We start from the raw sequence: 22368 nt of genomic DNA, 5'->3' as shown, positions 1-22368 counted from the left end.
CTATTTACTGCTACGATAAAATCCAATTTGAAGCACTACTCATAGATTGGAATTAGCAAATACATGTCATGTTTCTTTTCCACTCTAAATTTCGCATTGCGTTTCTTCATTTTCAGTTTTCTTATATTGTGATCAAGCATTACACCAGTTTGTGGTTTATCTGGTGTGTAATACCAATCTTGTGTGTAAGTTATTCTGTTGTCATGAACAAAAATCATTCTATCACTTGTGTCTTCGAACTCATTAAACTGTATGCCTAAATCCTTGTTAATCTCCTCTAAAGAGCATTTGCTGGAGAAATAATAACATACATCCCAGTCGAAGCTAAAACAAGAAGAAAAGTCTACAATACAATTTATGCTATCTTGCTGCCAATGATTCGAGACTATCTTATTGATGTCGTTTTTGTTTTGGCAAGCTGCCAAAACAAAAACGACTAAGATAGAATGTAATATATTTCTTATCGCCTCATTGCTCTCCATATCTGTTGTAAAGTTTCTAATTCCTGTTTGGCTTTTGCATCAGCATTTTTCAATGGAATCTTTTTTTAGAAGTATTGGAGTTCTTACCTGTAATCCAAAGATACCTAATAAGAAAAACAAGTGCAATTACAGCTGAAATATTAGGAATCATCTTTTCGATCAAGAATGCTGTAAAACTCACTGATGTCGACATAGAGAGCAAGTCAAAAATCGACATGTGCAGTATCATAAATACAGAATATGTTAGAATCAAGGTTATAATAACTTTAGTTAGTATAGAAAAATTCTTATATGTCATGCTATTTGTCTTTTAATACGGTCACAGCTTGACTTATTCTAAAAGGACCTATCAAGATATGACCATGTCGTAGCCAATCTTGTTCACATAGTCGTAGCTGTAGGACTTGTAACCACGCACATGATCCACCAGCCCACCGAGGTTGTAAGAATGCAAATCATTTACCATGGCTTTATCTTTAGATATCCAAAAGACCTAGGGTACTTTTCTATAAAATAGCTGATATCGCATTTTCCTTGACTAGCTATTCCTATTAAGAGATATCCTTTGACACTTATTTTTTTTTGATTGACTTAGAAGTGTAAGGGCTTTGAAAACAAACACGTCACCTTTTTCCCGTAATATTTCTAGTAAAATTTGTCCATGTTCTGAACCTGTTGAACAAGTGGAAAAATAATCTATGCTTAAGAAATGAGATAAGTCCTCTACGTTATTTGAATCCAAAGACTGATTCAATAATCTTACATACGAATTATAATGCCCTGTTCTTACAAGCTCTTGTTTTAATTCTTGAGGTATTGCTATTCTTGGCTCTAATGTACAAGAATAGCAATGCCATAGAAATAGAAAGCAGAGGAGATATTTATTTTTTATCTATCTCGAACTTTTAGAACGCCAAACTTAATCTGCTTACCATGGAAATACTTATGTAATCCACGATTGTCGGGGACTTTCTCCGTTTTTGTATGACTTATCATATTATGAATTATATGCCATTCCTGTTCCCTTTCCTCAGGGGATAGCGTGTTGTTTCTACAAACCGTAACACAGCCTCAGCTTACATTTCCAGGATGAAGATAGAGCCAGCTTCTTTCTTTGCCCGCAATCAGGTCATCACACAGAATCTCGGATGGACCAGTTTTTGAGCGAGATGAAAGTCATCGGACAGTGATAGTTCAATTTATTCTTAGGGGAATGTCGAATTTTCTAACAGAATCAATAAAAGACAAAGAATCCATTGGTCCGATTAACCCATTAGTAATAATAGGATAGGCAATGCCATTTATGTATAAAACAACAGAGTCCTGCTTATTGTGATGTATTGGCATTTCTTTGTCGATAATCCAATAATTGGTTAGACTTGAACTATTTTTCTTCTCCTGTAAATTGCGTGTTATGGAATATCCTTCGGTGTATGCCACAATCCATTTTGTATTGTATGTATATTTTGTCACTCCAAATGGAAGTACAAAATACTCCGTATTACCATCTCTATATAATAAACTTTTGTCTGATGTGATTATAAACCCACTCCCAAGTTCTTCAGATATACCCCAGTTCAGTGGATATATTATTATAAAATAGGATGCAATTCCAGCTCCTATTATTAGCAACATCTTCAATAATTGTTTCTTCATCGCACATTTCAGTGTCAAGTGCAACACAGTTACAAATGTAGGAAAAAACTTCATGGCGCACAGTCCAGTGTCAAGTGCAACAGGGTTACAAATGTAGGGAAAAAACGGCGTAAAGGTCAAAATGGTTGGTGAAGTACCAGGACTGACGCATTATGAGACTGTTGCAAAAGTCAACAGTCTCACAATCTTGCAAGCAAGATTGTCTAGACTTTGCAGAAAGGATGAAGCGCAAGGCGCTGAGGGTGAGGTCTGAAGGGAGCATACCTCCGTATGTGACCAAAGCCGAATCCCGAAAGCAACACAGCGATTCGCCTTTATGCAACAGCCTCATTATATATAATGAACTCACCGATTCCTCTCTGGTCGCTATGTGTAGCTTCTGAAAGATCGATTATGATGCGTCATCCCTAGCTGGGAAAATACAACGCCGGCTCGTTACAATAGTTTAGAGCTGACTACATATCAAAACGGCGTCATGTCGGGGAAAACTGATTTCCACGTGGATATTTCGAAATCCCCACGTGGAGAATAAAAAATTCTTCGGAGGAATGAAATGAAACTTCGGAAGAATCAAATGAAACTTCGGAAGAAATGATTCGCGCCCACGTGGAAAATAAAAAATATCCACGTGGAGATTTGAGATTTCCCACGTGGATATTCGAGAAAGGAGGGAATCGGACGAATTTCCCTGTAAAGATATGTTATTAGAGATTAGAGGTTAGAGATTAGAGATCCGATCACTCTGATAGATCCGATGGTTCCGATAGCTAACAGCCTATAGCTAACAGCCAACAGCCAATCCATAGGTGACACATTATATTATAATGCGTCAGCCTGGGAGGTAAATAAGCACCGAAAGCTTCACTGAGATGAGAGATCTTTGTTCGGGCAGTGTGCTAGATGTTTGTTTAGATCTAGTGATTGTATCTTGCTGATAGCTAATGCCTATCGTGTGCTACGTGCGAGATGTGTCCCCTTGCAGATGATAGATGTCTGTATCATGAACAAGAGTGAAGTGAGTCTTCGGCCACTCTCGTTTAGTTAGATGCGCTTGCGGAAGAGCTGCGAGAGGACGGGGATGATGTCTTCGCCGGTCTCGGCGATGGCGTGGTCAATGCCCGACTCACGCATCAGTCGCTCCCACTCGGTGGCAAAGGTCGTATAGTTGGTCGCGTACTGCTCACGAAGTCGTGCCGACGAGGTGTCTACGTAGCGACTCGCTCCCGTCTCTAGGTCACGCATGAGCGTCAGGCCCATAGCCGAGAGGTCGTAGTCACGTCTGTCCACAACGCGTATCGCCAGCAGGTCATGTCTGCGTGCCGTGCGCTGGATTAGAGCTCGCTCCGCAGGGGTCGGTTCGTCGGTTATAAAGTCACTCACGATGAAAGCTGAGCAACGCTTCTTGACCACTCGCGAGAGCATCTCTAGGCTAGAAGAAATCTGCGTAGAGTTACGCTCGGGGCGGTAAGTCAGGATCTCACGAATGAGCTGTAGCACATGCTTGCGGCCCTGTCCTGCGGGGATGTAGCGCTCCACACGGTCGGTGTAGAGCATCAGCCCGACACGGTCGTTGTTGTGTATGCAGGCGAAGGCGATCGTCGCGGCAATCGTCGCAACCAGATCACGCTTCGTCTCACTCGTAGAGCCAAAGTCTAGACTGTGGGAGACATCCACGAGGAGCATAATCGTCAGTTCGCGCTCCTCTTCAAAGACCTTGACGTGTGGCTGCGCATAGCGTGCCGTCACGTTCCAGTCAATGTCTCGCACATCATCTCCTACGTAGTACTCACGCACCTCGCTAAAAGCCATCCCTCGACCCTTAAAGGCGGAGCGATACTGCCCAGCCAAGATGTTTTGGCTGAGACCCCGAGCTTTGATTTCAATGCGTCTGACCTTGCGCAAGAGATCTTGCATGAGACTTTAGACTTTAGAGATTAGACCTTAGAGGTTAGAGATTAGATATTAGATGTCCTATCTTTCCGATAGCTCCGATGGCTCCGATACTTTTAGCCAACAGCCAATTAAGGTACTGGCACCACGTTGATAATCTCGTCAATCGCCTTGTCGGCACTCATGCCAACTGCATCCGCCTCGTAGCTCATGCCGAGACGATGACGTAGCACATCGTGGCACACGGCACGCACATCCTCAGGGATCACATAGGCTCTCTGAGCGATGAAGGCATATGCCCGTGCAGCGGCTGCCAGCGAGATCGACGCACGTGGCGAAGCGCCATAAGCGATCATCCCTTGTAGCGCTGGGACGCTCTCTGCTTGTCGTGTTGCCATCACCAAGTCTACGATGTAGCGAAGGATCTTCTCATCTAGATAAACCTGCTGCACCGCTTCGCGAGCTGCTAAGATCTGCTGGGCAGTCGTCACAGGCTTTACCGAGGGTAGCTGACTAGCCAGATTCATCTCAATAATCTTCATCTCCTCCTCGTGCGAGGGGTAGTCCAGCACCACCTTGAGGAGGAATCGGTCTACCTGCGCCTCGGGCAGTCGGTAGGTACCCTCCTGCTCAATGGGGTTTTGCGTTGCCATCACTAGGAAAGGCGAAGGGAGCGGATAGGTCTCCTCACCGAGCGTCACCTGTCGCTCCTGCATCGCCTCGAGGAGCGCACTCTGCACCTTGGCGGGAGCACGATTGATCTCATCTGCGAGGACAAAGTGAGCGAAGATAGGTCCCTTCTTGACCGAAAAAGACTCGCTACGCTGACTGTAGATCAGTGTACCGATGAGGTCGGCCGGGAGTAGGTCTGGGGTGAACTGTATGCGGCTATAGTCTGCATCAATGAGCTTAGCGAGCGTCGTGATAGCGAGTGTCTTAGCGAGCCCTGGTACACCCTCGAGGAGGATATGTCCATCGGCTAGCAAGCCGATCAAGAGCGACTCCACAAGATGCTCCTGCCCGATGATCGTAGTGTGCATCCCTTCCTGTAGCTGGCGTATGAAGCCACTCTGCTGGGTGATGTATGCTTGACGATTCTCTAGATCTGATACCTGCGTCATAGTTTTCTTCTAGCTTAGATGCTACAAAAGTAACGATAATCTCCGAATGGACGCTCTTCCCGCCTCACAACCCTCGATAATCAAGACTATCTGCGGAGGAAAATTGGGCCCCCCGCTAGTGAAGTTCTAAAGAGCCGAAAAGAGAGACACCACACACCATAGCATTGTCTATGGGGCGTGGTGCCGCTGTCGTGTGTGGAGAGACAGGGGGGCTGTGTGGCCGTCGTCTCCCTCTGTGTGGATGTGCGCTTACTTCAGCGCTGCGATAGCCTTGTCGTAGTTAGGCTCCTGGGTGATCTCGGGCACTAGCTCCTCGTAGATGACCTTGCCCTCAGCGTCGATGACGATGACGCAGCGAGCCTGTAGCCCTGCGAGAGGTCCGTCCTGCATCATTAGCCCGTAGCCCTTGCAGAAGGCAGGCTCTGAAGAGGGGATCGAGCAGCAGCGGAAGGCAGAGAGTGTCTCAACATTGTCCAGACCCTCAGCGCCACAGAAGCGTGCCTGTGCGAAGGGTAGATCCTGAGAGATGCAGAGGACGACGGTGTTGTCGAGCTTAGCAGCCTCAGCGTTGAAGCGACGTACAGATGCTGCGCAGACGCCAGTGTCGATGCTGGGGAAGATGTTGAGGACGACACGCTTGCCACGATAGTCTGAGAGCTTAGCCGTGGAGAGGTCCTTGCGAACTAGCTCGAAGTTGGGAGCCATCGTACCTACCTTAGGTTGCTCACCAGAGAGTGTGACTGTGATCTTATCTTGAAATTTTACTGTAGACATACTGTTTGTTTGGTTTATAGTTACTGTGTATTAAGTGTTTTACTGATTATTCGTCTTGACGCCTATCTTGCCGAGGAAGCCCTCGATATGCTCCATGGGAAGATCTCCGAGGCTCTTGTAGGGCAGGTCATCAAGTGGCACGAAGAGTACCATCGGGATGCTCTGTACCCCAAAGAGTGTGGCCAGCTGCGGGTTCTCGTCCACATTGACCTTGTAGACGACGAGCTGGTCAGCGTATCGGTCGGCAACCTCTTGTAGCTTAGGGGCTAGCTGGCGACAGGGACGGCACCAGTCGGCGTAAAAGTCGATGATGGCCGGCTTGTCACCCTTATAGACGAAAGTGTCGGGATGCGCTTCAAAGTCGTAGATATGCTCGCGCATATAGTTGGCATTGATGTGCTGGATCTCGGCCTTAGTCGTCTCTTTCTTGCTCTGAGCTGTGCAGGCGACACTGAGCGTGAGGAGCACAGTCATGAGTAGGAGAGACTTCTGTATGAATTGTATTCGTTTCATCTGTTATACTCGTTAAAATCGCCCTCTAAGATAGGGAAAACTTGCGACACCGCCAAAAACTCGCTTGTAGGAATGCCCGGGAGTGTCTAGTGGAAGGGTGTCCGTTGTGTCAAAGCGGGACGAGTAACTGTTTTGACGTGTAGCCCTTTGTAGGAACGCACGATCGGGGCGTCCGTTGTATCAAAAGTTACAGCACCCGTGGTTTTAACGGGGACGGACGCCCTCCCGCTAGACACTCCCGTGCGTCCCTACACAGGACTACACGTTTCGTTATTCGTATCGTGTTGTGTACGTTGCATATACGAATTTCAGAATAATTCCTCCCTTGGGATTTTTCATTTTCAAGTGAGGGGCTTGAGATTATCCAGCGAGGAATGGAAAAATTCTTCGGAACTTCGAAATCTTTCTTCCGAAGTTTCATTTCATTCTTCCGAACTTTTATTTCCCGGTTCCGTGGAGAATTTTCGTTTGCTCACTGGTTATTGTGGAGTTCCTCCGTGGAGGTTGCTACCTGCACTCTTACGGTGTCGCGTTTAGTCGCAGTCTCTCAGCGCGCCAAAACAGGGGGCGACAGTCAAATCGGGCCAAAACGACGAAATAAAAGCGCAAAATCGGGACACGCTGTCCCGATTTTGCGCAAAAAGATGGTATCTCTGTCCCGATTAGAGGATCATTCAGTATGACGACAGAGGTAGAAATATTGCAATACTTGCATTCTCATCCGCTATCCAAGCGGGTTGACATAAGTAGTGCAAGAAAGAAGGTGTGTCAAAAGGCTCCAATAGTGGCTCCTTGACACACCTTCAGTAGTTAAGTCAGAGATAGACTAGCGTGGCAGTGATTGGTACATCTCGTTGACTCGCTTCTGAATCTCAGCATAGCGAGATCCGAGGTTTGCCTTACGAGTCGTGCCATTGCCATATAGCCCTCTGATGACATCTCGAGCTACCTCGTCTATAGACTTGTTGGGGTCTACCGTAGCAGATGCAGATGCTCTAGTCTCAGTTGCCGTAGCAGTGCTAGCATCTTGTGCGGGCTTGCTCTCAGTACTGACAGGATGCTCTTTTGCTGGCTCAGTAGCCGTAGCAGCAGAGGCAGGAGCCTCTGAGTCTTGTTGAGCCTCTGTCGACTGAGGAGCATCAGGCAGCTCTGGAGTAGCCTCACCATCTGCGTCTTGAGAAGATGCTTGCTCTCCTGCAGGACTATCAGATGGAGACACTTCCGTAGCTGCAACTAGCTCGGTACTCTCAGTGGGCTGAGCATCTCTATTGTTGAAGAGGAAATACCCACAACCGATGAGTGCTACTATCACTATCACCAGTATCCACACCTTCGGTCTGCTAGACTTGGGAGCCTGATCTGATGGCGTAGGGGTAGCACTGGGCTGCTTCTCACGAAGAGTCACCTTGCGCTTGAGGGTGACTTTGTCTTGGTGGGGTGCCATAGCCTAGTTGCAAATAAGAGCGAAGCCTGGGATGTCCTCAAAGGCACGGCTCAGATCCATCACTTGGCTCTCGTTCTTAAGAGCGTATGTGCCACCATTGTTCTTGATGGAGCAGACGCAGTACACAGGCCCCTCATCAGGAGAGTCTGCGAGTACCTCAAGGTAATCGCCCGAGTCGCTCTGAATCTCAATACGTGCACTAGCCTGTGAGTAAGTTACATCAAGTTCGTTGACAGCCGCAGTATAATTGACTATACATGCGTAAGCCTCATCAATCTCATCAAGGCTGGCAACATTAATCTGCTCTGACTCCTCTGTGTCTCCAGTAGCCTCTTTAGCATCTCCCATATGGAGTATGTAAGGGAATTGGTCAAGTGAGCCTAGGTCACTCTTCTTGCCACGGTACTCGTTTGAGAAGACACCACCTACGGAGCCATCCTTCTTCTTGAAGAAGAGGCATAGATCCATATCAGACTCTATCACTCCTTCCTTCCAGAAGAGTTTGACCTTCAGCTTACCATCGAAGGTAAAGTCTGCTTGCTCTTGCTTCTTGCGAAGCGTGATTTTCTTTTTTAGCTTTACTTCTGCCATAATTGATTTGGTTATTGGTTTATAAATTAGAAATTGAAGTCGTCTATAAGTGAATGACTGACTGTGAATGAAAGGCTAATTACAAATTAGAGCGAAGCCTGGGATGTCCTCAAAGGCACGTTCCAGGATTCATCACTTGGCTTGCATTCTTAAGTGTGTAGATACCTCCGCTGTTCTTGATGGAGCAGACGTAGTACACAGGGCCACTATCGGGGGAGTCTGCTAGTACCTCAAGGTAGTCGCCTGAGTCGCTCTGGACCTCAATGCGCGCATTAGCCTCTGTGTAGGTTGCATCTAGCTCATTAATAGTAGCGTAGTGGATGAAGCAGACGTATGCTTCATCAATATCTTCAAGGCTAGTTACGTTGATCTGCTCTGTGTCTTCAGAGTAATCAACTGGTTCCTCTGCATCGTCACCTAAGTGAAGGATATAGGGAAATTGGTCAAGTGAGCCTAGGTCACTCTTCTTGTCACGGTAATCGCTTGAAAAGACACCACCTACGGATCCATCTTTCTTCTTGAAAAGAGGGCTAAATCTAAGGTGTCGTAATATGGCGTGTATCCCCCCCCAGAAGAGCTTGATCTTCAGCATGTCATCGAAGGTGAAGTTTACTTGTTCTTGCTTCTTGCGAAGAGTGACTTTCTTTTTTAGATTAAACTCAGCCATAGTTGATTCTAGGATTGAGAATTAGAAATTGAAGTCGTCTAGTGTGACTCCTTTCTTGCTCGTGCTAGGAGAGGCGGTCCCGAAGAAGTCGTCTGCGGAGGTCTCTCTTTGAGGTTTAGGAGGATGGTTTGTGCTGCCTTTCCCTATGGGCTTCTCTCTCTTGGAGGGAGAAGGCATATCGAAGAAGTCGTCGGTTGTGGCTGGAGTGGTAGCCCTCTTTGTAGCTTTGTCAGAGCTACGCTGGGCAGAGCTTGCCTCGCCTTCGAATATCTGATTGAAGAGTTTCTTGAAGCTCTCTTTCTTCTCGGGATACTGCTCTTGTAGCTTTAGGAGCATTTCATTGGCTTGGTTCCACTCCTTGTCTACGATGTAGCTCTTGACCTGTCGAGATGCCTTGGTCGTATAGCTCTTGCTGTCTGATGGTATCGAGCTTTTGTCGAGCTCTGTCGAGATTTGACTTGAGGAGAGGATCCTCGCGAAGCTTGAGAGCTGTCTCTCCTAGACGGACTACCTCATCCCACTGTTCGCTAAACAATGCCTTGTCTATCTGCTCCTTGAGGCTGGCCCACTCGGCAGCCTCCTGAGCGAGCCTCTGCTGCTCAGCTTTGAGGTGCTGAGACTGCTCAGCCCACGCGTCGCTGATGCTCGGTGTCTATCTCTATGAGCTTATTTGCTAGGGAGATCGCAGTGTCAAGGTCTCCAGACTCCGTGGCGCCCTCCAGCTCCAGCTTGAGGGCATCAATCTTCTTGTGGAGCTCCTTTATAGCTTGATCAATGGCTGATAGCTGGTCAATGGCTCTCTTATTGTTTTTGTCTAGAGCTAGGACCTTTTGGATCTCCATGCGAGCCTCCTTGTAGACTTTTTGACTTAGATAGGTCTCTGCTTTGGTAAAGAAAGTATCAATCTGCTCGGCACGCTCGAGGAGCTTTGAAGCCTCGGACTTTATGCGGTTTGCCTCCTTAGAGGTTGGCTTGATACTCAGAGCCATCTCCGCTTGAGCGATAGCTTCTGACCATAGGCCATCTCCAAAGCTCTTCTGAGCTCGCATCATAGTGGATTTGTACTGCTCCTCTCGCACCTTCATCTCAGAGAGTAAGCGGGTACTCTCCTCAACTTTCTTCTTAGCCTCAGCACTGTCGGGACTAAGCTCTAGAGCAATCTTGGCCCAGTCCAGCATTTGTGCATACTCTCCCTGCTTCTCATAGTCAGCGACATTGTTCATCGCCTCGTCGTAGTTCTTCTTGGTCTCAAAGGCTTTACGCTCAGCCTCAGCCTGTTCAGCACGGCTCTGCTCAGCCTCTCTCTTGCGTCGCTCCTCCTCCTTGGCGAGTTGCTGTCGCTTTAACTCGTCCTCGCCTTGAGCCAGCGAGCTTTGTGTTGCCTCGGAGAACTGACTGCAGTCCATCTGCGGATATACCCCAATGATGGTGTATAGATCGCTGTCTGTGTAGTGTATAGAAGCTTCGGGGGAAAAAGTATATCTCTTGAAGAGAGCCTGCTCGAACTGAGAGTTTTCAAAAGTATTACCTAAGAAGAGTACCCCCTTAAGGTCACTCTGCGATATGTCTAGTCGTGACACGCTACTTGTGATCTCTCGGATTATATCCTCTATGATCGCTTTAGATCGCTCCTCAATGTACTGCCTGAGGAGTGTGACGTTGTAAGGATTGTCACTCATCTTGGAGAGCCTGATGTTAGTGAGCGTGATGGGTAGCCCTGGCTGCGCTGCTTGCAGCTCAGAGAGCCACTCCTCTACATAACTCTCTAGATGTAGATACTCATCTTTGCGATCTTCCTCTCTGATGATGAGCTGTCTCTTATTGATCTCTTTCAAGACATACTCTAGGAGTGCTCTGCTCGTGAGGTTTATCCCTAATCCCTCGAGGCAGCCCTCATGCACTCTGATTAGAATGTCTCCCGTATGCTTGTAGAGAGAGTAGTGGAGATTCTCATTGCAGGCATTGAGTAGGAGGTAGTGACCATCTTGGTCATACCGCTTGGCTCTAAAGGTGTGCTCTAGGGCGAGGTGATCGATGCGCACGATAGACTCCTTGACGTCAAAGTCCTCGGGCTCTAGCACATCCCGAATGAAGGTGAGTCGAGCAGCATCGGAGATGTCTTGAGAGAAGGAGAGGTAGGTTGTTATGGGGGCTTGATCGTCTTTGTGCAGAGCCTCTTTTAGCTCGTCTACGATGCCTGAAGCCTTAAAGATCTTGTGTAGCTCTTGGTCGCGACCATACCGCTTGAATGTCTTCTCGCGGTCTATCATCTGAGAGAATATATCTCCGTGATAATGGGGCGTATTGCTATGATAAGCTCTCTTGTAGCTCTTGCCATAGATAATCTTGTCACTAGCGGTATCTTCGTAGAAATAAAGCCAAAAGCGATCTTCATTATTAGACGGAGTCACACGATAGACTACATCATCGGAGATGCTCGCTCCGATGATGTAATACTTGTCTATGTATAGTGCTAGAGACTGGGACATAGATCGTACTAGTTAAATACTCTCTTGATGAGTGTCTCTAGGAAACAAGCTCCCTCAGCAATGATGAGTGGCTGATGATAGTGAAAACCATCTCGCTGGTTGCTACGGGCCTTCTTGTACTCGTCATCGGAGTTGCAGATGAAGCTCGCAATCCGGTTGGGTAGATCTGCTAAGTCTTCGTATAGACTCTCTGCTTGAGGGTAGAGGTGGGTCTTCTGACAGACGAAGTCAATGAAGATGTTGATAAACTTCTCAAAGTTTGGTACGCTTTGGAATGTGAAGTTGTTCATCTCATTGGTGAAGTACTCTCCCGTCAGCTCATCATCTACACGTAGTGTACGTATGCTACCATCCTCCATGGTGTACTTGACATCATCCTCTCCGCAGATGTCGGAAGATACTTCTGACTCCTTTTTGTAGAGTTCCTTCGCATTGACGAGGCCCTTTGCTACTTCGGCTTTGTTGTCTACTGCAATCTCCTCACGATAGGACACTTGTATCTCCTTGTCTATGACACACCTTACGCCAGCATTGAGACATGCTCCGTAATACTCGTTGGTAAGTCTGTTGCCTGCAGAGTTTTTCAACCAATGGAAGAGACGTCCGCCCTTGCCAAAAGATAGTACATCAACTCGTGATACTTGGTCTAACTGCTCAACCTTGATAGTCTTACCTATTAGCATCCCAGAGTAGAAGAGGAGTAGCCCAGTCACATAAGCTGGTATTGTGAAGACGGACTTGGCGTTGTTGTCTATGGAGCGATAAAACTCATCATACTCCTCTCTCGTCTGTAGCTGATCGAATATACTGTTGAGGAAGTAGGGTGCCTTCGAAGGCTCGCTTTGGAGTGCCTTGATATTGCTGACATTGACATTGGTACGTCTCCCCTCGTGAAAGGCGATCAGCGCCTCTCTAAACTCTTGGGACTTGATGACTGTGTTGAAGAAGACTCCCGCAGCCATTCGCACTGAGCTCTCTCTTAGGAGCGATGCTCTGTTGCCGTTGTTGGGGTCTTTGCCTAGGATGAGTATATCACTGGTGCTACCTCCTACATCAATGCCCAAGAATAGATTATTTACATTGAGACCAAACTCCTGAGATAAGGCAAAGCTACAGACAGCCTCGGCCTCTGTCGTGAGTTGGTCGCTAAGCTCAGGCTTCCGCTGATTAGAAATCGGAGTTAGCTTGCACAAGTCCTCATAGATACGCTCTAGCTCTGTGCGGTCGGCAGGCATCATAGAGCCAGGATAGCTCCAGACGAGCCTAGCAGGACGAATCCTGTTTTTGTAGAGGTAAGCGCACGCTTGGAGCCAAATGGTCTTAAGGAATGCACTCTTCTTGAGTAGTCCACGGTTATCGCTAAGCCACTTCATATTGTAGTGCAGGGTGCCAGCTTGCGTAGTGATGGCAAAGCGATCCATCTTGCGAACCAATACGTTGGGACGATTGACGGGTACGCCTCCTGCAATCTCTAAGGCCTCGTTGTGGGTGTTGTAGCGTGAGTCCTGCTCGTGCAGCCAAGACTTAATCTGACCATTGGAGGCTGGGTAGTTGGAGAAGAATAGTAGTTCGTTGTTTTCGGCTACGGCTTTTAGGTTGTTGTTTTCCTTGCCTACGACTACTAAGCGGTAGTTCTCAAATTCTATCGGAGCTGGCTCTCTGTCGCCCTCATTGTAGAAGAGACACGTATTGTTGCTCCCGAAGTCTATACCGACCACAGCCTCAGTCTGTGGAGGTAGGGAGGAGCGATCCTCCACAATCTGTGGACGGAATATGAGAAATCCCGCATGGCTTGGCTTGCCCATATCCTTGACATATGCTACGACGCCTCCTAGAGGCTTGTCTGTGCAGATGATATTGTACTTGTGTAGATCCTCACCTTCACCAGCTGGGTAGGTGATAAGCTTCTTGACGTCTACTTGCTTGGGCTCGTCTACCTCAGCTTGGTAATCTCCTGTCCAAAAAGTCCCTTTGATGGTCTTTAGAAATTGATTCTGGATCTTGAAGATCGGTTCAAACAGCTCCTGAGCATCGGATGTGAACTCGGAGTAGAGGTAGTACTTGTTCCAGTTTTCTGAGACGAAGTTGGGCCACATGATAACCTTGCCGAGGTCGGTCATCCAGTGGATGGCATACTCTCGCGTGTTGAGCGTGACTCGCTGACCGTCCACCTTGACTGAGAGTGTGGCTGCTAGTTGCCCTGAGTCGGTGATCACGCCCGAGAGAGATACGTTGTCAGAGTCACTGTAGCCTAGCATCCCAGAGAGATCGTTTTTGAAGACATCTACACCAGACTCCGATAGGGAAATCGTAAAGTAATAGTTCTTCTTAGACTGTAGGTCCTTCGTCTTTAAGTAAAAGACGGGCGCTTCGGATAGCTTAGGACGGGCATCCTCGTCTTCTACCCAGCCGATGACGAACTTGTCATCGCTCAGTAACTTTTGGATATCCCCGATAAGCTTGTACTCCCCGTCTCTTTCATTTGTGTAGGTGAAGGTGTAGTCGTCCAGCTTCAAATAGACGGGCACATTGCTCTCTAGAAGCAATGAAAACGGACACTCTAGATTGGAGTAGGAGGCTATAGGTCCTCTGTCCCTTAGGTTAGAGCCTTTCTGACGTAGCTCCTCCTCCCACAGACGGCTCATCTGCTTGAAGCCGTTGATCTCCTCGTGAGGCTTATCTCCACGCTGAGAGTTGATCTTCTCTTCAAAAGCTCTCAGGTTACTGTTGAGGTTCTTAACAAAGAGGTATAGCTTCTGCAGATGGTCTGGAGATAAGTAGGGGTCTGGACACTCAAACTTCCCGCCTCGGTACCAGCTTATGTCGCTAGCCTCAGGCAGATGGTCATACTCCACACCTGTGAATACTCCAGTCATCGGAGAGGTCCCTCCGACCAAGCTGTCACGATAGTAGATCAACTGTATGAATGGTTGCGTATCTGGCTCTGTAGCTAGCTTGTCTTGATTGCTCCAAAGGTCTCGGTCGTCAAAAAGCATACGACCGAAGGATGGAGCAATGCCGTAAGCCTGACCATTGACATCCATCTCTATAGGATTAGAAAAGCGGATTCGGTCTGGATACAAAGCTATCACAGCTAGTAGTCCCTTCCACTCATCATACAGCATCTCATAGAATTGCTGTAGTCCCGAGCTGTCGATGTTTGGATCGGGTGTGGCGAGGGTATTCAGAGCAAACTTAAAGAGCTTAGCACGAGCCCAGGGTGTGGGGATCCCTGAGATTAGTGTGTTTAGTTTGTCCGCCGTGAGGTCATCAAGGATTTTGCCCGTCTCGATGCCTTGGATGTATGATACGGGCATGTTGAGCTCGTTCCACTCTCCTGGAGTGCCCGTCGTTAGATTGGTATAACTCTTTATCAGTAACGCTTTAGACATAGTTGTATCCGATGTGTCAGTTGAACTTATATAGCTTGGCTAGCGTGTCAAAGATGAGCTTGTAGAGTTGCTCCCCCTTGTTGCTGATTTGGGTCCACTCTTGCTTTTGGGCGTCATCTCGTATGCTGATAAGTGTCTTCTTAAAGGGGTCGAACTTTGACTTATTAAGAAGAAGTTTTCCCCCCTTGGAGTACTTGTTGTCCTTACCTACCCCCTCATTACGATAGAGCTTATCGTTCCAATCGTACTTCATAAGATCTCTAAAGCTGGCTGGTGAAAACAAATCTGCATGAAACAGGAAGGAGTCACCACTACCTGCAGATCTATGGAGCTGACGTAGCCATCCCTCTTGTAGAGTCTCGTCACTGAGCTTCTTGACGAAGAATAGATTGAAGTAGTTTTTTAGGCTTGTCACTTGAGTCACATCCATCTCGGTGAACCCTGGAATCTCTTTTTGATTCCCAGATTGTACACTATCTACGAAGTTAGCCTCACCATTGCAAAAGAGAGCGAAAGCGATGAGCATGCCAAACTTCTGAGCAAACTCCTTAGCTCGATCCTTGCCTACGAAGTCTTGAAAGTCTAGCTTACCTGTATCGCTGATGGCTCGGTACATGTAGTCCGTTTGATTCTGAGCCTTGTTGTCTCTGAGCTGGCTCTCGTCCATGCGATAGAAGCTGAGAGCAGCACACGCTGCAAGTAACTCGATGTAGTGCGAATCGTTTTTCTGCTGCTCTCCACCCGTGATGGTCTCAGAGATTTTGTCTGACTGCTTCTGCATAGGATCCCAGTCTAGACCGCTCGTGCCGAGCATATAGAACTTCTGGTAGGTGCTTGCGACAGTCTTGTCATCGTTGTAAAACATCATAGCGACCTGCGAGTTCAGGGCAAACTTATCACTCGTCGCGATGACCTTCTGATTGCTAAGCTCACTACCAGTGGGAGCCTTGAAGGTAAAGTAGGCTGTAAGTAGTGTAGAGCCAAAGTAAGCATTGCTCAGTACGTTTGCGACGCCATTGCTCATGATGGCAGCAGCGCGAGATATGGCTTGGGGTATAATAGGGATAGAGGAGGCTCCCGTACCTCCAAAGACAGAGCCCAAGATGAAGACTCGGGGCTGACCGTTTTGAGCAGCTGTCGTTAGTCTGCCCAGAAAGCGCTTTAAGTCGTTGTCTCGAGGAGACTGAGCTGCCTCTATGATAGAGTGGTACATCATCATAGAGCCTAGGTGCGTCTGGGCTCGATAGCCGTGACGCAGGTTGAAGTTTTGCACATTGTCAGAGAAGACAAGGTCTGCTAGATCAGCCTCCTCACGATTGTGATAGTGCGTGTCATCATATCCAAAGACTGCTCTAAAGGTGCTCTTCTGCTCATAGTTGGGGCTAAACTCATAGTACTTCAGGTTGGCAGAGAAGAAGGTGTTAGACAGAGCTACTCTATCCGCGTCCTTGCTTCCTTTGGCATTACAGTATGCCTCTTTGACCTCTTTGAGTCTAGAGAAGTTGCCATTGTTCTTGTCAGTGTCTAGTGCGAGCAGATGTATCTCTGTATCGTCAAACATCCCCATAGCACAGAGGTGGATCAGAGACTCAATGCAACGCATCCCTGTACCTCCGATACCTAAAACAAAAAATGGTGTAGGCATAGTTATCTGTGATTACTTCTTTTCTTTACCAAGTATTGAGCCAAACTTCGAGTGACGGAAGGCAAACATGAGTATCAGCCCGACGACTAAATAGATACCTAGGTTAATCCCTACGCATTTGAGGTTGCAGGCAGCGAACATATTCTGGAGTCCCACATTCTTTATGTGGCTCATCACCACAAGGTCGTTGTACATCCAAAATCCTAGTACAGCGACGGCACCAATGACAAGATACACGATGCGTCGCTTGATATAAGAGCGGTCATGTCCACCCTCCCACGGGATCAGATAAGAGGAGATAAGCCATGCTAGGGCTAGAGCTACGAGACTCACCACAATCGCATAAATCATGGTGCTATTCATCAACTGAGTCAATTGATTGACGTTGGTTACTGGTGTCATAAGTACGTGTTGGTTTGAGTTATTATCGTTGGTTTGCTTTTACATAGATAGTGTAGATAGGGCAAGACTTCATCTTGGCAATGATGTCGGGATCAGCTAGACACTGCTCTATACTAGATACGATGGAGACGTTTTGAGAGCCAGGCATATCTATACTGTCGAATGAAAACATCTCCTTGTATTGATCCTCTAGCTCTACGTCTGCCACGCTTAGCCTAATCATAAAGTAGTTAAATGGGGCCCCGTCAAGGGCTGATGCGGGGTTGTAATACTCCGTGTCAAAGCGAAGGTTGATTACAGACTCGTCGCGCCAAGCCTTATCGTCTATCTTGACAAAGTGGTCACATTCGCTAGAAGAGATCTGCTCTTCGGGAGGCGTCCCTGCCTCTCTGCTGTTGTAGTAGTCGGTGTAAGCTTGATTGATATTGTAGACTGTCGCTTTAATCTCCGTGATATGACAACCTCCGAAGCTACTCTTATCTAGATGCAGACCTGAGGTAAAGGGGATCCCCTCGGGGAGGGCGTCGCCAGTCTCAGGATCTATAGCATTGACGAGTAGAGGCTCTATGCCATTTTGCCAGTCTATCTCCCAGTCCTGTATTTCATAGGATCCGCCTGGGGTCGTTTTAGCACTGAGTATGGAGTGAGGCGAAGAGGTCTGTCCCCCCTCCGTGTAGAGTGCTGGGTGATCTGCAGATAGGTGAAAGAGCTGTACGCCATCGTACTGACTTCTATCTACTGTCTGTTTGATGCGTTCATAGATATTTCCTGCGAGACGGTTGTCAGTAAAGATGAAATAAAAGCGCTTCTTCTGATAGGTCTCACCCTTGTACACCTCTTCGTAAGGCTCTATATAGATGTAGATGTCGTGTCCCCTTTTGAGCCAAGTCTTAAAAGCTTCTGCCATATAGGGGTTGTTGATATTCCCTTGTGCTATCGAAGGCTGAAAGTACTCCCCATCAGTCAGTAGCACTCCTTCGGTATTGCCATGTGCTATGCGTTCTGCAGCTGTTTTGATATCGGCATAGTTGACCTCGCTCACACTGCGTAGTAGTAAGAAGGTTGAGTCGGCGGAGTGCTCCTCTATGGTACTACCCTTGATGGCAAAGAAGCTTTTCGCCGCATTTGTCCAAGAGGGTACGAGGGCTTGAAAGAAGGGCGAGTTTTGCCCCTGAGCTATACAGGTGGAGTAATCCACATAGAGAGCCAGCTGATCAGGGACGATAGCATCAATCTTCTCACGATAGTAGGTGTCGTGAAAGTCTGGTATATACTTCGTGTCAGGAGCTGTAGGTACCTTATTACTACAAGATACGAGCTGTAATAGAGCGTAGCTTGCTAGAGTGATAGTAAGCAGACGTGCTGAAATCTTGTTCATAGACTCTTAATTGATTAGTTCTTTGTCATATTGATGAGGGTAGGGTGGGGAGCTTACGCCTTACACCTGCGGAAGATCTCTCCACACCATAGCACTAAGCTCGTAGAGAGTACGATGATTGCCCAGCTGACGAGATCTAGTGGTACTACACGAAACATCTCTCCACCAAACGTCGTGATAACCACCTGCCCTATGACGATGACGCTCGCAATGAATAGGAAGTTACGACAATGCTTGAGATCTGCTAGCGCAGACTTGCCCGAGTGAAAGGCTTTGGCGTTGAACATATTCCAAAACTGAAGGAATACAAAGAAGCAGAAGAAGACAGTTAGCTCATAGCCACTGAATGCTCCCTGGTTAAAGTCAAAGAAGTGACGTCCTAGCTCTGCAAAGCTAAACTCAGTCAGAGTAGTCACCTCCGCATGCTTGAAGTACTGCATGACAGCAAAAAGTAGCACGACGAAGAAGCTCCCGAGACCAAATATACGCTTGGCCATAGCTGGTGATATGATATTGTCCGTTTGCTTGCGAGGCTTGCTCTTCATGACTCTAGTACTAGGTGGTAGTGAGGCGAGAGCTAGCGCTGCAAAGGTGTCCATGATCAGGTTGACCCAAAGCATCTGTGTCACTGTCAGAGGGCTTTCGGTATCTAGGAATGCACCTATCAGCACAATGATACAGGCTGCGACATTGATCGTCATCTGGAAGAGTATGAAGCGCTGGATGTTGAGATACAGAGAGCGCCCCCACATTACCGCTTTGGAGATAGAGGCAAAGGAGTTGTCAAGGATTGTGATATCACTTGCCTCCTTAGCTACAGAGGTGCCGTCTCCCATAGAGAGACCTACGTGAGCACGATTGAGGGCGGGAGCATCGTTGGTCCCATCTCCAGTGACAGCGACTACCTCTCCTTGCTCCTGCAAGAGTCTTACGAGGCGCTCCTTATCCATAGGGCGTGCACGGCTCACGATACGTACATCTTGTACACGGGAGGCAAGCTCCTCGTCACTCATCTGAGCGAACTCAGCTCCTGCGATGATGTTTCTCTCGGTACAAGAGTCGTCCCACAGCCCTATCTGACGTCCTATCTCTTTAGCGGTGCCAGAGGTGTCTCCAGTGACAATCTTCACCTGGATGCCAGCATCTGTACAGCTTTGGATGGCTGCGGGGACTTCGGGACGGATTGGATCGCTAATGCCTACGACACCGATAAAGGTGAGCGTATCGACAGATAGCTTGTTGTCTACAAATGGGGTGGCTCCATTAAGAGGTGCGTAAGCAAACCCTATGGTGCGCATAGCACGAGACTGATAGCTTAGCAGTTGATCTTCGTAGTAGCTACGAGTAGCTGTGCTGAGAGAGCAGTGCTGCATCACGATCTCTGGAGCCCCCTTGATCAATAGATGATCTACTCCATCGATCTGGATGACTGATGCCATATACTTGCGCTCAGTGGAGAAGGGTAGCTGAGATACCAGAGGGTAGTCCTGACGTAGCTCTTTGTAGTCTACCCCTTGCTGATGTAGCCATAGGAGTAGTGCACCCTCTGTAGGATTGCCTAGTACGGAGGGGTGCTCGCTGTCATGCTGATCAAGGTGTGCCGTAGAGTTGACAGCCATAGAGAGGTGGACTAGTTGGGGGAATATACCCTCTACAAAGGAGGTGCCTGTGACGGTCATTCTATTTTGAGTCAGGGTGCCAGTCTTGTCGGTGCATATTACCGTTGCTGCGCCCATAGTCTCACAGGCATGCATGCGCCGTACGAGGTTGTTGGTCTTCATCATACTACGCATGCTGTAGGCTAGACTGAGGGTCACACTCATAGGTAGCCCCTCTGGAACTGCAACGACAATCACCGTGACAGCTATCATTACTTTCTGAAGGAAGTAGCTCAGCGTATGTGCCCAGTCTGCATTGCTAAAGCCTCCCTGCATTGCGTATATGATAGCAGACCCAACGAGGATGAGAATGGCAATCGCATAGCTAACCTTAGTAATCAGATCTGCCAGGCCATCTAGCTGGTTATTGAGGGGAGTCTTGACGCTATTGTCCATTTGAGCACCCTCGTAGACACGGCCATACTCTGTCGCATCTCCGACCTTGTCGATCCTAAATAGACAGTGCCCATCTAGGACAGACGTCCCACGGCATATGTAGTTCGTCGGATATGTAGCCTCGCTGTCAAACTCTTCGGGATTTGTACTCTTCTCTATATGTGGCTCACCTGTCAGTGAAGACTCGTCCATCTGTAGGGAGATGCACTCGATAAGGGTTCCATCTGCTGGAACCTCCTCGCCCGTCTCTAGTAAGACGACGTCTCCTACGACAAGCTCTTTCTTGAGGATTTGGGAGATTTGACCATCGCGATAGACCTTATAGAGGATATCTTCATTCACCTGATTGAGTATCTCAAACTCCTTCTCACTCTGTAGCTCGAAGTAAAAGGCGACACCCGTAGCGAGTAGTACGGCCAGCAAGACGCCTGCAGGCTCTAGAAAGAGGGCTAGACTACGCTCGCCTATTACGAAGTACTCATAGCAAGAGACACCTAGCGATAGAAACATCGCTACAAGCAGAATGATGATGATGGGATCTTCAAACTTCTCGAGAAACTTCTTCCAGAGAGACTCTTTCTTGGGTGGGGTCAACTCATTGGAGCCGTACTTTTGGCGACTCTTTGCTACCTCGGCAGAGGTGAGACCGAGGTTAGAGCTGTGTGATGCTGGGGTAGTAGACATACGTATTATATGATTGCTTGATTAGATGCAGAGGAGTGGCTACAGGAGTGGGGCTAAGGTGCTATCCAAAGGTCAAAACATCTCCTTAGCACTACTTGGTACTGTCGTAAAGTTTCCCTCTTCTTGAGTAGATAGTTCGTAGGAGAGTATCTTGTCTTTTAGTCGCGCAGGCTTGCCATCTTTAGAAAAGGTCTCACCCCTAGTGAAGCCTCCGATGATGGTATCTGACATAGCCTTGTCAGGAGACCAATCATTGCCACAGTAGAAGAAGGTCTGGTAGACGCGCCCATTGGGGAGCTGTATTGAGGCCGATTGATCTCGTCTGACGTAGATGTGTCCTGCCACGCGCCCACTGGGATTGTCATATCTGACGATGACGACCACGTCTGATTGGTGAGGAGCTTTAACCTTTATCGTGGCGTGTGGCTCGTCGCTAAGGTACGTTTGATTCTTGCCATACTGGGCTTCATAAGGGAGGGCACCATTGTCTAGTGAGTTAGACTCACTCAGCTCTTCTATAGGTAGACCCTCATCGCTCCCCTCCATGAGTTGCTCCGATCTAGCCTTGTCGCCTAGTGAGCTGTTATTGTCGTACTGTGTGACTCTCCTTTTGCTACAAGATGGTAGCACAGCCATCGCAAAGCTACACAACACCATCCCGAGTATTAGCGTGGATTGCCTCAGAGTCGCTAGCATCCTAGAGCACAGCTTCTGGTTAAAAACGACAAGGGACAACCCACTCCTGAAGAGAGGCTGCCCCTGGATTGCTGTACAATCGCTTGGCCACTGATTGTAATATGTGCTACACCTATGCTGTCTATATAGACTGCTATCATAGGAGCTAGATGAAGAGGATACTCCTATGAAACTCTGACTGTTAACGGAAGTTAATTTGTGGGGGGGGGTAAACATATTGTAGCGTTTCTCGTTGTATTGCAAAGGTACATCATTGAGACGAAACATACAAGTGCTAATTGAACCCGAAAATTGGACTACACATCTCATCAAACGGCATCAATAATCTCCTGAAATGTAGGGACCCTTTTGCGATCCCAAAAGGACTCTTCTTCCGCCGAAATACTTGTATCGGACAGCATACTTCCCGACTACTTGATTGCGACCAATTTACAGTTTCCTCCGTATGAAACTCTGGTTTCCTCCGTATGAAACTCTGGTTTCTTCCGTA

The 22368-nt window shown here is 47.7% G+C and carries 17 protein-coding genes; all 17 read right to left on the bottom strand.

Annotated elements, in window-relative coordinates; genetic code table 11:
• Positions 1 to 35: 35 nt before the first annotated feature.
• The 17 genes from PORUE0001_RS10955 to PORUE0001_RS07540 all read right to left on the bottom strand — a co-directional run bounded on the left by PORUE0001_RS10955 (position 36) and on the right by PORUE0001_RS07540 (position 21812).
• Entirely contained in the window at positions 36 to 482 is a 447-nt protein-coding gene (locus PORUE0001_RS10955; RefSeq protein ID WP_232501436.1) for a hypothetical protein, read from the bottom strand.
• A 1194-nt stretch (positions 483 to 1676) separates the two neighbouring features.
• Positions 1677 to 2138 (bottom strand): hypothetical protein, encoded by a 462-nt coding sequence (locus PORUE0001_RS07620; RefSeq protein ID WP_039865797.1) that lies wholly within the window; start codon positions 2136 to 2138, stop codon positions 1677 to 1679.
• A 1041-nt stretch (positions 2139 to 3179) separates the two neighbouring features.
• Positions 3180 to 4052, bottom strand: coding sequence for a DUF58 domain-containing protein (locus PORUE0001_RS07615; RefSeq protein ID WP_007365872.1), 873 nt, complete (start codon positions 4050 to 4052; stop codon positions 3180 to 3182).
• Positions 4053 to 4159: 107 nt separating this feature from the next.
• Positions 4160 to 5149, bottom strand: a complete 990-nt coding sequence (locus PORUE0001_RS07610; protein WP_007365860.1) for an AAA family ATPase — start codon at positions 5147 to 5149, stop codon at positions 4160 to 4162.
• Positions 5150 to 5398: 249 nt separating this feature from the next.
• The gene (gene tpx, locus PORUE0001_RS07605) at positions 5399 to 5923 is read right to left on the bottom strand and encodes a thiol peroxidase (protein ID WP_007365867.1); all 525 of its coding nucleotides are present in this window, start codon (positions 5921 to 5923) and stop codon (positions 5399 to 5401) included.
• 39 nt (positions 5924 to 5962) lie between these two features.
• Positions 5963 to 6436 carry a thioredoxin family protein gene (locus PORUE0001_RS07600; protein ID WP_007365863.1) on the bottom strand — a complete coding sequence of 158 codons (474 nt, stop codon included), beginning with the start codon at positions 6434 to 6436 and terminating at the stop codon, positions 5963 to 5965.
• Positions 6437 to 7262: 826 nt separating this feature from the next.
• Positions 7263 to 7880 (bottom strand): hypothetical protein, encoded by a 618-nt coding sequence (locus tag PORUE0001_RS07595; RefSeq protein ID WP_007365856.1) that lies wholly within the window; start codon positions 7878 to 7880, stop codon positions 7263 to 7265.
• Positions 7881 to 7883: 3 nt separating this feature from the next.
• On the bottom strand, positions 7884 to 8471 hold the full coding sequence (locus tag PORUE0001_RS07590; RefSeq protein WP_007365869.1) for a hypothetical protein: 588 nt from the start codon (positions 8469 to 8471) through the stop codon (positions 7884 to 7886).
• A gap of 109 nt (positions 8472 to 8580) precedes the next feature.
• Positions 8581 to 9138, bottom strand: coding sequence for a hypothetical protein (locus PORUE0001_RS07585; protein ID WP_007365876.1), 558 nt, complete (start codon positions 9136 to 9138; stop codon positions 8581 to 8583).
• A 21-nt stretch (positions 9139 to 9159) separates the two neighbouring features.
• Positions 9160 to 9474 carry a hypothetical protein gene (locus tag PORUE0001_RS07580; protein WP_007365882.1) on the bottom strand — a complete coding sequence of 105 codons (315 nt, stop codon included), beginning with the start codon at positions 9472 to 9474 and terminating at the stop codon, positions 9160 to 9162.
• A gap of 287 nt (positions 9475 to 9761) precedes the next feature.
• Positions 9762 to 11627 carry a tetratricopeptide repeat protein gene (locus PORUE0001_RS07570; protein WP_007365884.1) on the bottom strand — a complete coding sequence of 622 codons (1866 nt, stop codon included), beginning with the start codon at positions 11625 to 11627 and terminating at the stop codon, positions 9762 to 9764.
• A gap of 8 nt (positions 11628 to 11635) precedes the next feature.
• The gene (locus tag PORUE0001_RS07565) at positions 11636 to 15019 is read right to left on the bottom strand and encodes a hypothetical protein (RefSeq protein ID WP_007365862.1); all 3384 of its coding nucleotides are present in this window, start codon (positions 15017 to 15019) and stop codon (positions 11636 to 11638) included.
• Positions 15020 to 15035: 16 nt separating this feature from the next.
• Complete coding sequence (locus PORUE0001_RS07560) at positions 15036 to 16664, bottom strand: hypothetical protein (protein WP_007365877.1); 1629 nt, start codon at positions 16662 to 16664, stop codon at positions 15036 to 15038.
• 12 nt (positions 16665 to 16676) lie between these two features.
• Positions 16677 to 17066 carry a hypothetical protein gene (locus tag PORUE0001_RS07555; protein ID WP_007365861.1) on the bottom strand — a complete coding sequence of 130 codons (390 nt, stop codon included), beginning with the start codon at positions 17064 to 17066 and terminating at the stop codon, positions 16677 to 16679.
• 22 nt (positions 17067 to 17088) lie between these two features.
• On the bottom strand, positions 17089 to 18444 hold the full coding sequence (locus PORUE0001_RS07550; protein ID WP_007365870.1) for a hypothetical protein: 1356 nt from the start codon (positions 18442 to 18444) through the stop codon (positions 17089 to 17091).
• Positions 18445 to 18497: 53 nt separating this feature from the next.
• Positions 18498 to 21182: a calcium-translocating P-type ATPase, PMCA-type gene (locus tag PORUE0001_RS07545; protein WP_007365865.1), complete on the bottom strand. Its 2685-nt coding sequence runs from the start codon at positions 21180 to 21182 to the stop codon at positions 18498 to 18500.
• A gap of 72 nt (positions 21183 to 21254) precedes the next feature.
• Positions 21255 to 21812, bottom strand: coding sequence for a hypothetical protein (locus PORUE0001_RS07540; RefSeq protein ID WP_157750200.1), 558 nt, complete (start codon positions 21810 to 21812; stop codon positions 21255 to 21257).
• Positions 21813 to 22368: the final 556 nt, after the last annotated feature.

Origin of the sequence: Porphyromonas uenonis 60-3, from assembly GCF_000174775.1 — a bacterium.
GTDB classification, from domain to species: Bacteria; Bacteroidota; Bacteroidia; order Bacteroidales; family Porphyromonadaceae; genus Porphyromonas; species Porphyromonas uenonis_A.
Note: the sequence above shows the minus strand (reverse complement) of the source record. Positions and strands in the feature narration are given on the sequence as shown.

What these genes read in the sequence shown, in the direction of transcription:
- PORUE0001_RS10955 (WP_232501436.1), bottom strand. Translation starts at nt 482, where the DNA reads ATGGAGAGCAATGAGGCGATAAGAAATATATTACATTCTATCTTAGTC.
- PORUE0001_RS07620 (WP_039865797.1), bottom strand. Translation starts at nt 2,138, where the DNA reads ATGAAGAAACAATTATTGAAGATGTTGCTAATAATAGGAGCTGGAATT.
- PORUE0001_RS07615 (WP_007365872.1), bottom strand. Translation starts at nt 4,052, where the DNA reads ATGCAAGATCTCTTGCGCAAGGTCAGACGCATTGAAATCAAAGCTCGG.
- PORUE0001_RS07610 (WP_007365860.1), bottom strand. Translation starts at nt 5,149, where the DNA reads ATGACGCAGGTATCAGATCTAGAGAATCGTCAAGCATACATCACCCAG.
- tpx (WP_007365867.1), bottom strand. Translation starts at nt 5,923, where the DNA reads ATGTCTACAGTAAAATTTCAAGATAAGATCACAGTCACACTCTCTGGT.
- PORUE0001_RS07600 (WP_007365863.1), bottom strand. Translation starts at nt 6,436, where the DNA reads ATGAAACGAATACAATTCATACAGAAGTCTCTCCTACTCATGACTGTG.
- PORUE0001_RS07595 (WP_007365856.1), bottom strand. Translation starts at nt 7,880, where the DNA reads ATGGCACCCCACCAAGACAAAGTCACCCTCAAGCGCAAGGTGACTCTT.
- PORUE0001_RS07590 (WP_007365869.1), bottom strand. Translation starts at nt 8,471, where the DNA reads ATGGCAGAAGTAAAGCTAAAAAAGAAAATCACGCTTCGCAAGAAGCAA.
- PORUE0001_RS07585 (WP_007365876.1), bottom strand. Translation starts at nt 9,138, where the DNA reads ATGGCTGAGTTTAATCTAAAAAAGAAAGTCACTCTTCGCAAGAAGCAA.
- PORUE0001_RS07580 (WP_007365882.1), bottom strand. Translation starts at nt 9,474, where the DNA reads ATGCTCCTAAAGCTACAAGAGCAGTATCCCGAGAAGAAAGAGAGCTTC.
- PORUE0001_RS07570 (WP_007365884.1), bottom strand. Translation starts at nt 11,627, where the DNA reads ATGTCCCAGTCTCTAGCACTATACATAGACAAGTATTACATCATCGGA.
- PORUE0001_RS07565 (WP_007365862.1), bottom strand. Translation starts at nt 15,019, where the DNA reads ATGTCTAAAGCGTTACTGATAAAGAGTTATACCAATCTAACGACGGGC.
- PORUE0001_RS07560 (WP_007365877.1), bottom strand. Translation starts at nt 16,664, where the DNA reads ATGCCTACACCATTTTTTGTTTTAGGTATCGGAGGTACAGGGATGCGT.
- PORUE0001_RS07555 (WP_007365861.1), bottom strand. Translation starts at nt 17,066, where the DNA reads ATGACACCAGTAACCAACGTCAATCAATTGACTCAGTTGATGAATAGC.
- PORUE0001_RS07550 (WP_007365870.1), bottom strand. Translation starts at nt 18,444, where the DNA reads ATGAACAAGATTTCAGCACGTCTGCTTACTATCACTCTAGCAAGCTAC.
- PORUE0001_RS07545 (WP_007365865.1), bottom strand. Translation starts at nt 21,182, where the DNA reads ATGTCTACTACCCCAGCATCACACAGCTCTAACCTCGGTCTCACCTCT.